We start from the raw sequence: 15,861 nt of genomic DNA on the forward strand, positions 1-15,861 counted from the left end.
CCCGCAAGATCGGCGAGGAGGAGGCGTACAGCCTGCTCCGGAAGGTCGCCATGAACGAAAAGAAGAAGATCTCCGAGATCGCACAGTCCGTCATCACCGCCGCGGAGCTGCTCTCATGAGTCTCGACCGCCTCAGGATCGGCTTCATTCCGCTCGTGGACGCGGCGATCCCGATCGTCGCCGCCGACGTCGGCTTCGCGGCGGAGGAAGGCTTCCGAATCGAGCTGTCGCGCGAGGTTTCGTGGTCGAACATCCGTGACCGCCTCGTGCTCGGCCATTTCGACGCCGCCCACCTGCTGGCGCCGATCGCCATCGCGACCTCGCTCGGCCTCGCCGGCATGAAGGCGCCTCTGTCCACGCCGCTCGCGCTCGGTCTGAACGGCAACGCCGTCACGTTGTCGCCCTTCCTACACGACGAACTGCTCGGCCATCTCGCGCCCGGCGCGGCGCTGTCGGACCCGCTCGCGACCGGCGCCGCCTTCGCCTCGCTCGTGCGCGCGCGCCGCAGCCGGGGCGACGAGCCGCCGACGCTCGGCATGACGTTCCCGTTTTCGACGCACAACTACCAGCTCCGGCTCTGGCTCGACGCCGCGGGGCTCGCGCCCGACCAGGACGTCCGGCTCGCCGTAGTGCCTCCGCCCTACATGGTCGACGCGCTCCAGAACGGCCATGTCGACGGCTTCTGCGTCGGCGCGCCGTGGAACTCGGTCGCGGTCGACCTCGGGCTCGGCCGCATCCTGCATCTCGGGGTCGAGCTCGTCCGGCGCTGTCCGGAGAAGGTGCTGGCCGTCCGGTCCGGCCTGCTCGACGAGGAGCCTGAGCGGATCGAAGCGCTCGTGCGGGCCTGCGTGCGAGCCGCGGCCTGGATCGACGACCCGGCGAACCGGGCCGAGACGGCGCGCGTTCTCGGCGCCGAGAACCGGCTCGACCTGCCCGCGGCGCAGATCGAGCGAAGCCTCCACGGCCGCCTGCTTACGGGCTGGCGCGACGAGGTGCGGATTTCGGACGACTACCTGCTGTTCGGCCGTAGCGACGCCACGCGTCCCGATCCCCGTCACGCGCGCTGGCTCCACGCCCAGATGGCGCGCTGGGGGCAGGCGCCGGACAGCGCGGCCGCCTCGGACGCGGCGGCCGCGCTGTATCGGACCGACATCTACGACAAGGCTCTCGGCGCCAAGCCGCCGGCCCTGTCGGACGACCCGCTCGGGCTCTTCACGAGCTGATCGACGAGCGGCGTGATTGTGTGCACTGCACACAGCCGAGGCGCGGCCTGCGCTTTCCACAGGCGCCTGAGCGCTTCCGCGCCTGATCCGTAAAACCCCCTAGCCTCTCCTGAAATCGTTCCAATTCGAGCGTATGCGCATCCCGGCCGGAGATTGGCACGGGTCTTGATTGTCATTAGCCAAGGTTCACGTCGGCGCTGACGTCCGGACCCTGCCGCCCAACGATGGGCAACCAGCGACGCCGCTGATCTGACACGCCTGACCGCGTGCCCAGACAGCGGCTTTTTCTTTTTCGGCCGTCCATTTCCGGACGGTCTCCAGACGACGCGGCGCCCGCGGGCGCGAATGGAGCCGATAGCTGATGAGCAAGGACGCCAGCACTTTTCTGACCGCGAGCTTGGGCCGGCGCGACGTTCTTCGCGCCGGAGCCGGCGCCGCCACGACGATGGCCGCAGCGCGCGTTCTCGCGCCGTCGGGGGTCTTCGCGCAGGGCGCCGGGCCGGAGACGACCAAGGCGACGCTGGGCTACATCGCGCTAACCGATTCCGCGCCGCTGATCGTGGCGAAGGAGAAGGGCTTCTTCGCCAAGCACGGCATGCCGGACGTGCAGGTCGTCAAGCAGGCGTCCTGGGGCACGACCCGCGACAACCTCGTGCTCGGCTCCGAGGGCAACGGCATCGACGGCGCCCACATCCTGACGCCGATGCCGTACCTGATCTCGGCCGGCAAGGTGACCCAGCAGAACATCCCGCTGCCGATGTATATCCTGGCGCGGCTGAACTACGACGCCCAGGCGATCTCCGTCGGCGCGGCCTACAAGGGCCTGAAGCCGACCGTCGACGCCAAGCCGCTGAAGGACGAGTTCCTGAAGAAGAAGGCGGCGGGCCAGCAGGCCAAGGTCGCCATGACCTTCCCCGGCGGCACCCACGATCTGTGGATCCGCTACTGGCTGGCCGCCGCCGGCATCGACCCCGACAAGGATGTCGAGACCATCGTCGTGCCGCCGCCGCAGATGGTGGCGAACATGAAGGTCGGCACCATGGACGCCTTCTGCGTCGGCGAGCCCTGGGGCGCCCAGCTTGTCGGCCAGGGCATCGGCTTCTCCGCCTGCAACACGTCCGAGATCTGGAAGGATCATCCCGAGAAGTCGTTCGGCATGCGCGCGGCCTATGTCGACAAATATCCCAACGCGACCAAGGCGCTGCTGATGGCGGTCATGGAGGCGCAGAAGTTCTGCGACGACATGGCGAACAAGGATGAGGTCGCCGCGATCGTCGGCACCCGCGCGTGGTTCAACGTGCCGGTCAAGGACATCGTTGGTCGTCTGAAGGGCGTCTACGATTACGGCGACGGGCGCGTGGTGGAGAACAGCCCCGGCCTGATGAAGTTCTGGGGCGGCGGCCCGGTCTCCTACCCCTACCAGAGCCACGACCTTTGGTTCCTCACCGAGGACATCCGCTGGGGCAAGTTCGCGCCCGACACGGACGTCAAGGCGATGGTCGCCAAGGTGAACCGCGAGGACCTCTGGAAGGAGGCCGCGAAAGCGGTCGGCGGCGCGACCATCCCGGAGTCCACGTCGCGCGGCGTCGAGACCTTCTTCGACGGCAAGACCTTCGATCCGGCCCAACCGACGGCCTACCTCGAAAGCCTCGACATCAAGCGCGTCGCCTGACGCCGCGACATCCCACCGGGGGCGCGGCCGCCGCGCCCCCTCGCCGCTTCCGCACCGTCAACCTTGAGGAGTCGCCATGTCGGCCCCCGTCCTGAAACTCGACGACGCCCGCGCCTCGAAGGCGGCGCCCGCCGCCGAAGTCGTGGCGTTCCGCGCGCCGAAGGCGCCCTCGCCACTGCAGAAGCGCGCCAGGAGCGCGCTGAACTGGGCGACGACCACGCTCGTGCCCCCGCTCGTGGTGCTCGCGCTGCTGCTGCTGTTCTGGGAGCTCGTGTGTTCGCGGCCGGGCTCTTCGCTTCCGCCCCCAAGTCAGGTCGTCACCGACACCTGGGAGCTGATCATCGACCCGTTCTATGACCGGGGCGGGCTCGACAAGGGCTTGTTCTGGCATCTGCTGGCGAGCCTCCAGCGGGTCGCGTTCGGCTACGCCATCGCCGTGGTCGTGGGCGTCGCGCTGGGCGTGCTCGTCGGCCAGTCGACCTGGGCCATGCGCGGCCTCGATCCGATCTTCCAGGTGCTGCGCACCGTGCCGCCGCTCGCCTGGCTGCCGCTCTCGCTCGCCGCGTTCCGCGACGGCCAGCCCTCGGCGATCTTCGTGATCTTCATCACCTCGGTCTGGCCGATCATCATCAACACCGCCGTCGGCATCCGCAACATCCCGACCGACTACTCGAACGTCGCCAAGGTCATCCGCCTGAACGGGTTCGAGTATTTCACCAAGATCATGATCCCGGCCGCGGCTCCCTACATCTTCACGGGCCTTCGGATCGGCGTCGGCCTGAGCTGGCTGGCGATCGTGGCGGCCGAGATGCTGATCGGCGGCGTCGGCATCGGCTTCTTCATCTGGGACGCGTGGAACTCGTCCAACATCAGCGACATCATTCTGGCGCTCGTCTACGTCGGGGTGGTCGGGTTCATCCTCGACCGGATCGTCGCCTTCATCGCCGGCGCGGTCACGCGCGGCACCGCGAACGCGTGAGGATCCCGGCGATGTCCAAGCAAGCCTTTCTCTCCATCCAGCACGTCGACAAGGCGTTCTCGCGCGGCGGCGTCACCAACGAGGTCCTCAAGGACGTCTCGCTCGACGTCCAGCAGGGCGAGTACATCTCGATCATCGGCCATTCCGGCTGCGGCAAGTCCACCCTGCTCAACATCGTCGCCGGCCTCACAGGCGTGACGAAGGGCGTGGTGTTCCTCGAAGGCAAGGTCGTGGACGAGCCCGGCCCGGACCGAGCCGTGGTGTTCCAGAACCACAGCCTGCTGCCCTGGCTCACGGCGTATGAGAACGTCGCGCTCGCGGTCGACAAGGTGTTCGCCCGGACGAAGACCAAGGCCGAGCGCCACGAGTGGACCATGCGCCAGATCGAGCTGGTGAACATGGCCCACGCCAAGGACCGGCGCCCGTCGGAGATCTCCGGCGGCATGAAGCAGCGCATCGGCATCGCCCGCGCGCTCGCCATGCAGCCGAAGGTGCTGCTGCTCGACGAGCCCTTCGGCGCGCTCGACGCGCTCACCCGCACCCATCTGCAGGACCAGGTCATGCAGATCCAGGCGGAGCTGAAGAACACGGTCCTGATGATCACCCACGACGTGGACGAGGCCGTGCTGCTCTCGGACCGCATCGTGATGATGACCAACGGCCCCTCGGCCCACATCGGCGAAGTGCTCTCGGTGCCGCTCGAGCGCCCGCGCAAGCGGCTCGAACTGGTCTCCGACCGGACCTACATCGCGGCCCGCGCCGCGGTGCTGAAGTTCCTCTACGAGCGCCACCGCTTCGTCGAAGCGGCCTGAGGAGCGTCGCCATGGAACGCGAGCGTCTCGTCGTCGTCGGCAACGGCATGGCCGGGCTTCGGCTCCTCGAGGAACTGAAGGCCGCCTGCCCCGGCCGTTACGCCGTCACGGTGATCGGCGCGGAGCCGGAGCCGGCCTACAACCGGGTCCTGCTCTCCTCGCTGCTCGCCGGCGAGGCGAGCGACGAGGACCTCGCGTTCCGGGACCGCGCCTGGTACGCCGCGAACGGCTATCGCCTGCTGACCGGCGCGCCGGTCCAGTCGATCGACGCAGCCGCGCGCAAGGCGACGCTGAAGGACGGCCGAGTGTTCGCCTACGACCGGCTCGTGCTCGCCACCGGGTCCGAGGCGGTCCGCCTGCCGCTGCCCGGCGCGCACCTCTCGCAGGTGCTGGTGTTCCGCGACCGCTGCGACGCCATGCGACTCAAGGCGCTCGGCGGACACGGGAAACGGGCGGTGGTGATCGGCGGCGGGCTGCTCGGGCTTGAGGCCGCCTACGGCCTCGTCCAGATCGGCTGCGCCGTCACCGTCGTCCACCTGATGGACAAGCTGATGGAGCGCCAGCTCGACGCCAAGGGCGCCGCCACGCTGCGCCGCGCGCTGGAGGCCAAGGGCGTCGCCTTCGCGCTCGGCGCTGAGAGCAAGGGCGTCGTGGGCGTCGAGAAGGTCGAGGGGCTGGAGCTGGGATCGGGCGAAATCCTTCCCGCCGACATGATCGTCATGGCCTGCGGCGTCCGGCCGAACGTTACGCTGGGGCGCGCCGCCGGTCTCGCGGCGAACCGCGGCCTGCTGGTTGACGACGCCATGCGCACCTCCGACGAACGCATCTACGCGCTCGGCGAATGCGCCGAGCATCGCGGCGTCGTCTACGGCCTCGTCGCGCCCGCCTACGAGCAGGCGAAGACGCTGGCGCGCAGGCTCGCCGGCGACGAGGCGGCCTACGACGGCAGCCTGCTCTCCACCAACCTGAAGGTCTCCGGCGTCTCGGTGTTCTCGGCCGGCGCGATCGAGGCGGAGGACGGCGACGAGACCCTCACGCTCTCCGATCCCGGCCACGGCTGCTACCGCAAGCTGATCGTCCGCGACGACCGCCTGAAAGGCGCGATCCTCGTGGGCGAGGCCTCGGACGCCCTCTGGTACCTCGACCTGATCGCGAGCGGCGCGGCGCTCGGCCCCTTGCGCGACGACCTCGCCTTCGGGCGCGGCTTCGCGATGGCGGCCTGACGGAGACGGATGATGAGCGGCGATTTTTCCCCCGATCAGAAGCGCTATCTCGAAGGCTTCGTCTCCGGCGTGCAGGCCGTCCGCGGTTCGCGCGGCGCGCCCGGATTCGGCGGGAGCGCGCCGTTCGGCGGCGCCGCGCCAGCAGCCGAGGCCGAGCCGACCGGGCCGGACGCCATCCATCTGAAAGCCATGGCGGCGCAGGAGAAGGCCGGCAAGAAGCTCGTGCCGCAGGAGAAGGCGAAGCGCGAGGAGCACCCCTTCGACGCCTACGCTCGCTTCAAGGACATGGCGGAGAAGGGCCAGTTCGCCAAGCAGCTCGACGATTTCCGCATCCGCTTCCACGGCCTGTTCTACGTCGGGCCGACGCAGGACGCGTATATGTGCCGCCTCCGGATCCATAACGGAGTCCTGAAGGCGTGGCAGTTCCGGGCGGTCGCCGATCTCTCCGAGCAATACGCCGGCGGCTTCACCCATGTGACGACCCGCGCCAACCTGCAGGCGCGGGAGATCAGCGCGGCGAACGGCATTCCCTTCATCGAGGGCCTGGTCGACGCCGGGCTGACGGCGAAGGGATCCGGCGCCGACAACATCCGCAACGTCACCGGCACGCCGACCGCGGGCGTCGATCCGCAGGAGCTGCTCGACACGCGGCCCTACGCGAAAGAATGGCACCACCACATCCTGAACGACCGTTCGCTCTACGGCCTGCCCCGCAAATTCAACGTGGCTTTCGACGGCGCCGGCCGCATCGCCGCGCTCGAGGACACCAACGACATCGGCTTCCAGGCTGTCGAGGTGAAGGACGGCTTCGGGGTCGCGCCCGGCGTCTGTTGGCGGCTCGCGCTCGGCGGCATCACCGGCCACAAGGACTTCGCCCGCGACACCGGGGTGATCGTGCCGCTCGACAAGGCGATCAAGGTGGCGGATGCGATCGTGCGCGTGTTCATCGCCTCCGGCGACCGCAGCGACCGCAACAAGGCGCGCCTGAAATACGTGCTCGACGCCTGGGGTTTCGACAAATTCCTGGCCGAGGTGGAGAAGACGCTCGGCTGGACCCTTACGCGCGTTCCGCCGGACGCGGTCGCGCCACGGCCGGAGAGCGACCGACTCGCCCACATCGGCGTCCATCCGCAGAAGCAGCCCGGCCTCAACTGGGTCGGTGTCGTGCTGCCCCTGGGCAAGCTGACCTGCGGCCAGATGCGCTCGCTCGCCGATCTCTCCGAGCGCTACGGCGACGGCGACGTGCGCCTCACCGTCTGGCAGAACCTGCTGATCTCCGGCGTGAAGGACGCCGACGTGGCGGCCTTCGAGCAGACTGTCGCCGACATCGGGCTCGCTACCTCCGCCTCGAACGTGCGCGCCGGCCTCGTGGCCTGCACCGGCAACCGCGGCTGCAAGTTCGCGGCCTCCGACACCAAGGGCTTCGCCGATCTGATCGCGAACCACGTCGACGGGATCGGTCTCGCGGTCGACACGCCTGTGAACATACACGTCACAGGCTGCCACAACTCCTGCGCCCAGCACTACATCGGCGACATCGGCCTGATCGGCGCCAAGGTGCCGATCAACGACGAGGACACGGTCGAGGGCTTCCACCTCCATGTCGGCGGCGGCTTCGGTTCGGACGCGACGATCGGCCGGGAGCTTCTGCGCGACGTCAAGGGCGAGGACTGCCCTGCCGTCGTCGAGAAGATGCTGCGCGGCTACCTCGCCAAGCGCGACGGCGCGGAGACCTTCGCCGCCTTCACGCGCCGACACGAGATCGATGCGCTCAAATCCCTCTTCGAACTCGAGACAGCGTGAACCCCATGACCGCGCAAGCGACCATCCTTCCGCCGCTCGTCCCGGAAAACGCGCCCTTCAGCCCCGAGCAGCGCGCCTGGCTGAACGGCTTCTTCGCCGGCCTGCTGTCCATGGACGGCGGCGTGCAGGCGCTGTCGCGCGACGCCGCGACCGCCCTGCTGGGCAATCCCCTCCCCGGCGAAAGCCAATCCGCGCCGGCCGAGGAGGATGACGGCGCTCCGTGGCACGACGCATCCATCCCGATCGACGAGCGCATGGAGATGGCGGCCGGCAAGCCGGTGAAGCGGCGCATGTACGCCGCGATGGCCCAGCAGGACTGCGGCCAGTGCGGCTATCTCTGCGAGAGCTACTCCGCCGCGATCGCGGCGGGCGAGGAGAAGAAGCTCAACCTCTGCGTGCCGGGCGGCAAGGAAACGACCCGCATGCTGAAGAAGCTGTTCGAGGAGCTCGACGGCGGCGGCGCGGCGCCCGCGAAGCCCGTAGCGACGGCGCCCGCCGCTCCCGCCCCGGCCGAGCCCGGCCGCTCGCGCGAGACGCCGGTCGAGGCGGCGTTCCTGTCGAAGCGCGCGGTCAGCGGCGAAGGCTCCGACAAGGAGACCAACCATGTGGAGATCGACCTTTCCGCCTGCGGCCTGACCTACGAGCCCGGCGACTCGTTCGGCCTGTTCGCGACCAACGCCCCGGAGCTGTGCGAGGCCGTCGCCGCGCGCCTGGGCGTCGCGCCGGACGCCGACGTCACGCATGACGGCCACACGCTGCCGCTTTCGACCTGGCTTTCGGAGCGCGTCTCGCTCGGCGCGGCGCCCGACGCGCTGTTCGAACTGCTGGGCGTCTACGCCGAAAACGCCGACGACAAGCAGAAGCTCGCCAAGCTCGCCGAGGGCGAGGACCCCGACGGCGACCTCGCGACGCTCGATGTGCTGGCCGCGCTGGAGAAGTTTCCGGCTACGACTCCTCCGGCCGCCGAGTTCCTCGGCGCGCTCGATCCGCTGCAGCCGCGGCTCTACTCGATCTCCTCGGCGCTCTCGGCCGACCCTAGCAAGGTGAGCCTCACCGTCGCCGCGGTCCGCTACCGCATCGGCGACCGCACGCGGCTCGGCCTCGCCTCGACCTATCTCGCCGACCGCGTCGCGCCCGGCGACAAGCTCAAGGTCTACGTCCAGAAGGCGCACGGCTTCGCGTTGCCGAAGGCCGGCGACACGCCCATCATCATGGTGGGGCCCGGCACGGGCGTCGCGCCGTTCCGCTCGTTCCTGCGCGAACGCAACGCGACCCGCGCCACGGGCGGCGCCTGGCTGTTCTACGGCCACCAGCACGAGGCGAGCGACTACTACTATCGCGAGGAGCTTGAGGAGCTACAGGCGGCGGGCGCGCTGACGAAGCTCTCGCTCGCATGGTCGCGCGACGGCGCGCAGAAGGTCTACGTGCAGGACCGCATGCGCGAAGCCGGCGCGGAACTCTGGAGCTGGCTGGAGAAGGGCGCGCATTTCTACGTCTGCGGCGACGCCAAGCGCATGGCGGCGGACGTGGAGAAGGCGCTCGTCGACGTCGTGGCGACCCATGGGGGCAAGAGCGCGGACGACGCCAAGTCCTTCGTCGCCGGCCTCAAGAAGGCGGGCCGCTATCAGGCGGACGTCTACTGATGGGCGCCGGGGGCGGTTCGTGTCCGGCAAACTCGCCGTCATGTCCGGCGAAGCCGGGTGTCCACGGCTTCGGCGTCGAGCGCTTCCCTAAGTCGTGGATGCCCGCGCGAAGGCGCGGGCATGACGGGATGCTCGGTCGGCCGCTCTCGCGTTCTTCGGGCTTGCGCCCATGAACATGCATCCCGCCGACCTGCCGACCGCGCCGACCGCGACCACCTGCCCCTATTGCGGGGTGGGCTGCGGCGTCCTCGCGCAGCCCGATCGGCTGGGCGGGGCGACGATCGCGGGCGATCCGGAGCATCCGTCGAACTTCGGCCGGCTGTGCTCCAAGGGCTCGGCGCTGGGCGAGACGTTGTCGCTGGAGGACCGGCTGCTGCATCCGGAGATCGACGGCGCGCGGACGAGCTGGGAGGCCGCGCTCGATCAGGTCGCCGACGGGTTCCGGCGCACGCTCGACGATCACGGGCCGGGCGCGATCGCGATCTACCTGTCGGGCCAGCTCCTCACCGAGGACTATTATGCCGCGAACAAGCTGTTCAAGGGCTTTCTGGGTTCGGCCAACGTCGACACCAACTCGCGCCTGTGCATGTCGTCGTCCGTCGCAGGCCACAAGCGCGCCTTCGGGACAGACACCGTCCCCGGCGTCTACCGCGATCTGGAGACCGCCGATCTCCTGGTGTTCGTCGGCTCCAACGCCGCATGGTGCCATCCGGTGCTCTACCAGCGCATGCTGGCCGCGCGGGCGTCGCGCGGCTCGAAGCTGGTGGTGATCGACCCCCGTGGCACCGCGACAGCCGAGGAGGCTGACCTCCATCTGCCGATCCGCGCCGGGACCGACGCCGCGCTGTTCTCGGGCCTGCTTGCGACCCTCGCCGACAATGGCCATGTCGACGGCGATTATGTCGCCGCGCACACGCAAGGGTTCGACGCGGCGCTCGCGCAGGCGCGCGCAATCGCGCCGAACATCGCGACGACCGCAGACATCTGCGGCCTCGACCCTTCCGGCGTCGACGCGTTCTTCGACCTGTTCAGACGGACCAGGCGCGTGGTGACGCTCTACAGCCAGGGCGTGAACCAGTCGGCCCAGGGATCCGACAAGGTCGGCGCCATCATCAACTGCCACCTCGCCACCGGCCGCATCGGGCGCGAGGGCATGGGCCCGTTCTCGCTCACCGGCCAGCCGAACGCGATGGGAGGACGCGAAGTCGGCGGGCTCGCGAACCAGCTCGCGGCGCATATGGATTTCGACGTCGAGTCGATCGAGAAGGTGCGCCGGTTCTGGAACGCGCCGCGCATGGCGCGCGCCCCCGGCCTGAAGGCGGTCGAGATGTTCGACGCGATCGGGCGCGGCGAGATCAAGGCGCTGTGGGTGATGGGCACCAATCCCGCCGCCTCGTTGCCGCGCGCCGACGAGGTCCGGGACGCGCTGCGCACGCTCGACTTGTTCGTGGTGTCCGAGAACGTCGCATCCAACGACACGCTGGGCGCCGGCGCCCGCATCCGGCTGCCCGCCGCCGCCTGGGGCGAGAAGGACGGCACCGTCACCAATTCCGAGCGCCGCATCTCGCGCCAGCGCCCGTTTCTGGCCCCGCCCGGTCAGACCCGGCCAGACTGGTGGGCGATCGCGCAGGTGGCGAAGCGCCTCGGTTTCGGCGAGGCGTTCGACTGGCGCACGCCCGGCGAAGTGTTCCGCGAACACGCCGCGCTGTCCGCCTTCGAGAACAACGGGACACGCGATTTCGACATCGGCGCGCTCTCGGAGCTCGACACCCGCGACTACGACCGGATGAAGCCGATCCAGTGGCCCGCCCGGCAGGGCTCGGTCCACAGCGAGACGCGCTTCTTCGCCAAGGGCGGCTATTTCACGCCGAACCGTCGCGCCCGCTTCGTCGCGGTGGCGCCGATCGCCCTCCCCGCCCGCGAGCGCGCCTTCCCGCTGCGCCTGAACACGGGGCGCATCCGCGACCAGTGGCACACGATGACGCGCACCGGCAAAAGCCAGCGCCTGTCGAGCCACATCGCCGAGCCCTTCGTCGAGATCCACCCGGACGACGCGGCGAAGGCGAACGTGGTCGACGGCGGCTTCGCGCGGGTGACGTCGGCGCACGGCGCCGCCGTGCTGCGCGTCCGGGTCGAGGCCGGCCAACGCCGGGGCGCGCTGTTCGCGCCGATCCACTGGACCGCCGAGACCTCTTCGAACGGGCGGGTCGGCGCGCTGGTGCACGCCGCGACCGATCCGTTCTCGGGACAGCCCGACGCGAAGGCGACGCCGGCCGCGATCGGACCCGTGGCCTTCGCCCTTCAGGGCTTCGCGCTGGCGCGGGGGCGCATCGGCGCGTCGTCCTGCGCGTGGTGGGCGAAGGCGACCGTGCCGGGCGGCGCGGGGCTGCTGTTCGCCGACGACGCGCCGCCGGACTTAGCGGCGCTGCTGCCGGACATCGCCGCCGGCGACGAGATCGTCGATTACATCGACGCCGGACGCGGCGTGCTGCGGATCGCGGCGTTCCGCGACGGCGCGCTCGAGGCCTGCCTGTTCGTCGGTCCCGGCCGGCACGAAAGCGCCTGGACCTTCCTGCGCGGTAAGCTCGGCGAGCGGCTGAGCGACGGTCAGGTGCGCAGCCTGCTGCTCGCGGGCCGGGCCGTCGACGGTCCGGCCTCCGGTCCGCTCGTCTGCGCCTGCCACGGCGTGCCGAAGGGCGTCATCACGGGCGCGATCGAGGGCGGCGCCTGCGACGCCGCGGCGGTCGGGGCCGCCACCAGAGCCGGCACCAACTGCGGGTCGTGCCTGCCGGAGATCCGCCGGATGATCGCATCCGCCCGCGCGCTGGCGCCGGCCTGACCCTCACGCCCGGCGTCGCCGCGCCAGCAGAAACCCGGGCACGGCGATCGCGCCGAAGGCGGCGAAGACCGCGACGCCGATCAGCGTCGCCGGCGCGAGGTCAGGGAAGGCCGGGATTAGGCCCTTGACGGCGTCGGCCGGGGTGAGGACCGCAAAGGCCGCGGCGATGGCGGCCGCCGTCGCGAGCGTCAGCGCGACCACGTTCAGCGTGAAACGGCTGTCGGCGGCGAAGCCGCCGCGCCCGCGCAGCAGGATGACGAGCAGGATCAGGTTCACCCAGGCGCCGACCGAAGTCGCGAAAGCCAGCCCTGCGTGGGCGTAGGGGCCGATCAGCGCGAACTTCAACACCAGATTGGCGATCGTCGCGACCGCGAGCGCCTTCACCGGCGTCGCGGTGTCGCCGGAGGCATGGAAGGCCGGCGTGACGCAGCGCAGCGCCACGATCGCCGGCAGGCCGATCGCATAGGCTTCGAGAGCGCCCGCAGCGCCGGCGACCGCCTTGGCGTCGAACGCGCCGCGGCCGAACAAGGCGGCCACCACCGGCTCGGCGGCCACGACGAACAGCGCCACGAAAGGCAGCGTCATGAGCCACGCGCCCTCGAGCGCGCGGTTGAGACGGTCGCGCGCGCCAGCGAGATCCTGCCGCGCCAGCCGTCGCGCGAGCTCCGGCAGCAGCACCGTGCCGACGGCGATGCCGACCACCGCGAGCGGAAGCTGGTAGAGCCGGTCGGCGTAATAGAGGTAGGAGACCGATCCCGTCGGCAGAAACGACGCCAGGATCGTGTCGGCGAACATCGCGAGCTGGACGCCGGCGGAGCCGAGCACCGCCGGCCCGAACCCCTTCAGGAAGTTCCGCACATTGGCGGTGAAGCGCGGCAGCCGAAGCCGGAGCGACAGTCCGGTCCTGCCCATGCCCGCGACGACGAGCGCGAGCTGCGCCACGCCCGAGACCAACACGCCGACCGCGAGCGCATGGGCGACGGTGGGGAATAGCCCGGAGGCGATCAGCGCCGCGATCATGCACAGGTTGAGCAGGATCGGCGCCGCGGCCGCGACCGCGAAGCGGTCGTGCGCGTTCAGAACGCCCGCGATCAGCGTCACGGCCGAGATCAGCAGCAGATAGGGGAAGGTGATCTGCGTCAGGCCGGCGGTGAGAGCGAGTTGCCCGGGATCGGCGGTGAAGCCCGGCGCCAGCGCCGACACAACCTGCGGCGCGAAAGCGATGGCGAGCGCGAGCAGGCCAAGATGGACGACGACCGTGATCGAGAGCACATCCTCGGCGAAGGCCCGCGCTGCGCCCTCCCCGTCCTGCGTCAGCGCCCGCGTGTATCGGGGCACAAAGGCGGCGTTGAACGCGCCCTCCGCGAAGATCGCGCGGAAATGGTTCGGCAGCCGGAACGCGATCATGAAGGCGTCGGCAAGCGGCCCGGCGCCCAGCACCGCGGCCATCATCACGTCGCGCACGAAGCCGAACAGGCGGGAGACGAGCGTCAGTCCGCCGACGGAGGCCGCCTTACGCCACATGAATCAGATGTCTCCCGACCATGCACCGTCGGGCACCGTCGCACGACGAGGAGGTAATGCGTACGAGAACAGGCGAGCGATGGTTATGAGGGATGGTACCAACTCGCTTGCGCTTCGCCCGAAGCCGACACTCGCAATGGAACACGTCGGGGGGATATCCATGTGGCGAGCATGGTGCAAACTGTTGGCCGGTTTCGCAACGGCGATGATCGGGTTCGCTGGCGTTGCGGCGCACGCGCAAGTGATTGAGCCCACGATCTATTCGGACGGCGCGTCATGTCCTGCGAATTGCGATAGTCACGTCGTTCTGCACAACAGCCGGAACGGCACCGCTTACGCGTCGGCGCCCAGCAGTTCGAGGGCCAATCCCTCGCGCTGTGTAACCGGCCAGCCGTGCCGGGTTTGCTTCTCCGAAAGCGACGCCTCATGCATTGTCGCGACCTATCGCGGATCCGGCCCGCCCCCGAACAAGTTCGATTTCACGCCTGCATTTTACGAAGAGAATTGCGCCAAGCCTTCCTTGCCCGAAGTCCTGCGCAGGAAATGCGACAGCTTTCAACGCACGCTCGACCGTCGGCTCAGGGGCAACGTGTACTGCGTCGCAAGCCCCCAGCACGGTGCGTGTCGGCCGATCATCGCCCGCGCGGAAGTCGCAAAGGCGCAAGATCGTCCGTTATGGGACGCTTGCCGCCGTGACGGCGAAGCCTCGTTCAACCGCGCGTATCGGAATGAGCCGGACAAACAGCGGTCCGAAGCCTGCGCATATGAGAGGCGGGGCACCGGAGGCCCCAACCGCGCCGGCGTCAGGTGGCGCCGACTGAAGCCGGCGGTTTGCCAGCCGGATTCCTATGTCGGACGGGACGGCTTGGACTGCTGCGATTCCAACCTGATGTCGCTGGGCGGACTCGACCTCGAATGCACACCCTTTTTAGCGCCCCGGTAACCGACCGGGCGCCAAGAAGTTCGTGGAAGTCCAGCCGGGATGAAAGGTTAAATCGGGCCTGCATTCTAAGGCCAGATGAGATGGCTTCATCGCTTCTCCAGCGCGGAGCCTACCACGCTGGAGAAGCAGCGTCAGGCTGTCACGGGCGCGCTGTCCGCCGGGAACAGCGCGTAGCGCTGGAACACGAGCCCGACCTTGTCGCCGACCGAGATGGGAGCGTTGGTGGGCAACAGCGCTTCGATGCGGCTGCGGTGCGCGCCGACCTCGATGTCGGCGCGGCGATAGGCGCCGGTGCGCCGCAGCGCGGCGACGGTGCCGGCGACCGTGGACGAGCCGTTGAGCTCCTTCACCGTCACGTCCTGCGGGCGCACGAAGAAGCGCGCCGGACCATCCTGCGCCGCGACGCCGGACACGGGGAGCGGCGCGCCGTCGAGCGCCGCCGCGCCGGACTGCACCGTGACCGGGATGGCGCTCGACTCGCCGATGAAGGCGTAGACGAATGGGGTCGCCGGATTGTCGTAGATCTCGTCCGGAGTGCCGATCTGCTGAAGGTCGCCCTTGTGCAGCACGGCGACCCGGTCCGCCAGCTCCAGCGCCTCCTCCTGGTCGTGAGTCACGAACACGGTGGTGTGGCCGGTCTCCTGATGGATCTGGCGCAGCCAGCGGCGCAGGTCCTTGCGCACCTGCGCGTCGAGCGCGCCGAACGGCTCGTCGAGCAGCAGCACCTGCGGCTCGATGGCCAGCGCGCGGGCGAGCGCCACGCGCTGGCGCTGGCCGCCGGAGAGCTGCGAGGGATAGCGCTTCTCGAGGCCGTTGAGCTGAACCAGCTCCAGCAGCTCCAGAACCTTGGCCTTGATCGCGCTTTCCGCAGGCCGCCGCGCCTTGTCGCGCACCCGCAGGCCGAAGGCGATGTTGTCGAACACCGTCATGTGGCGGAACAGGGCGTAGTGCTGGAACACGAAGCCGACGTTGCGGTCCTGCACCGAGCGCGACGAGGCGTCGACGTCTCCGAACAGGATCTTTCCGCCGTCGAGCGTCTCGAGGCCGGCGATGGCGCGCAGCAGCGTGGTCTTGCCCGAGCCGGAGGGCCCGAGCAGCGCGACGAGCTCGCCCTGCCGGATGTCGAGGCTCACGCCGTTCAGGGCGGCGAAGGAGCCGTACTCCTTGCGGACGTCGCGGATCTTGAGATCAACGGACATGA

General features: G+C 69.5%; 11 protein-coding genes. 9 read left to right on the top strand and 2 right to left on the bottom strand.

What is annotated here, in order from left to right:
- The 9 genes from ACFSCV_RS02135 to ACFSCV_RS02175 form a co-directional block, all read left to right on the top strand.
- Positions 1-119: ANTAR domain-containing protein (locus tag ACFSCV_RS02135; RefSeq protein WP_378796745.1), on the top strand; the 119-nt coding region annotated here is incomplete at its 5' end.
- The gene (locus tag ACFSCV_RS02140) at positions 116-1,222 is read left to right on the top strand and encodes a CmpA/NrtA family ABC transporter substrate-binding protein (RefSeq protein WP_378796535.1); all 1,107 of its coding nucleotides are present in this window, start codon (positions 116-118) and stop codon (positions 1,220-1,222) included. The genes ACFSCV_RS02135 and ACFSCV_RS02140, both read left to right, overlap by 4 nt.
- A 361-nt stretch (positions 1,223-1,583) precedes the next feature.
- Positions 1,584-2,894 (top strand): CmpA/NrtA family ABC transporter substrate-binding protein, encoded by a 1,311-nt coding sequence (locus ACFSCV_RS02145; RefSeq protein ID WP_378796537.1) that lies wholly within the window; start codon positions 1,584-1,586, stop codon positions 2,892-2,894.
- 76 nt (positions 2,895-2,970) lie between these two features.
- Positions 2,971-3,873 (top strand): nitrate ABC transporter permease, encoded by a 903-nt coding sequence (gene ntrB, locus ACFSCV_RS02150; RefSeq protein WP_378796539.1) that lies wholly within the window; start codon positions 2,971-2,973, stop codon positions 3,871-3,873.
- 11 nt (positions 3,874-3,884) lie between these two features.
- Entirely contained in the window at positions 3,885-4,685 is an 801-nt protein-coding gene (locus tag ACFSCV_RS02155) for an ABC transporter ATP-binding protein (protein ID WP_378796541.1), read from the top strand.
- A gap of 11 nt (positions 4,686-4,696) precedes the next feature.
- A complete protein-coding gene (locus ACFSCV_RS02160) occupies positions 4,697-5,908 on the top strand; it encodes an NAD(P)/FAD-dependent oxidoreductase (protein ID WP_378796543.1) in 1,212 nt (403 codons plus the stop codon).
- Between the two features lie 12 nt (positions 5,909-5,920).
- The gene (locus ACFSCV_RS02165; protein WP_378796545.1) at positions 5,921-7,711 is read left to right on the top strand and encodes a NirA family protein; all 1,791 of its coding nucleotides are present in this window, start codon (positions 5,921-5,923) and stop codon (positions 7,709-7,711) included.
- 5 nt (positions 7,712-7,716) lie between these two features.
- On the top strand, positions 7,717-9,354 hold the full coding sequence (locus ACFSCV_RS02170) for a sulfite reductase subunit alpha (protein ID WP_378796547.1): 1,638 nt from the start codon (positions 7,717-7,719) through the stop codon (positions 9,352-9,354).
- A 169-nt stretch (positions 9,355-9,523) separates the two neighbouring features.
- Positions 9,524-12,193, top strand: a complete 2,670-nt coding sequence (locus ACFSCV_RS02175; protein ID WP_378796549.1) for a nitrate reductase — start codon at positions 9,524-9,526, stop codon at positions 12,191-12,193.
- A 3-nt stretch (positions 12,194-12,196) separates the two neighbouring features.
- Here the strand turns inward: ACFSCV_RS02175 and murJ are convergent, their stop codons facing one another.
- Both murJ and ACFSCV_RS02185 read right to left on the bottom strand, forming a co-directional pair.
- Positions 12,197-13,717, bottom strand: a complete 1,521-nt coding sequence (gene murJ, locus ACFSCV_RS02180) for a murein biosynthesis integral membrane protein MurJ (protein ID WP_378796550.1) — start codon at positions 13,715-13,717, stop codon at positions 12,197-12,199.
- Between the two features lie 1,074 nt (positions 13,718-14,791).
- Complete coding sequence (locus ACFSCV_RS02185) at positions 14,792-15,859, bottom strand: sulfate/molybdate ABC transporter ATP-binding protein (protein WP_378796551.1); 1,068 nt, start codon at positions 15,857-15,859, stop codon at positions 14,792-14,794.
- Positions 15,860-15,861 lie beyond the last annotated feature (2 nt).

It is taken from the genome of Methylopila henanensis (assembly GCF_042681025.1).
GTDB lineage: Bacteria > Pseudomonadota > Alphaproteobacteria > Rhizobiales > Methylopilaceae > Methylopila > Methylopila henanensis.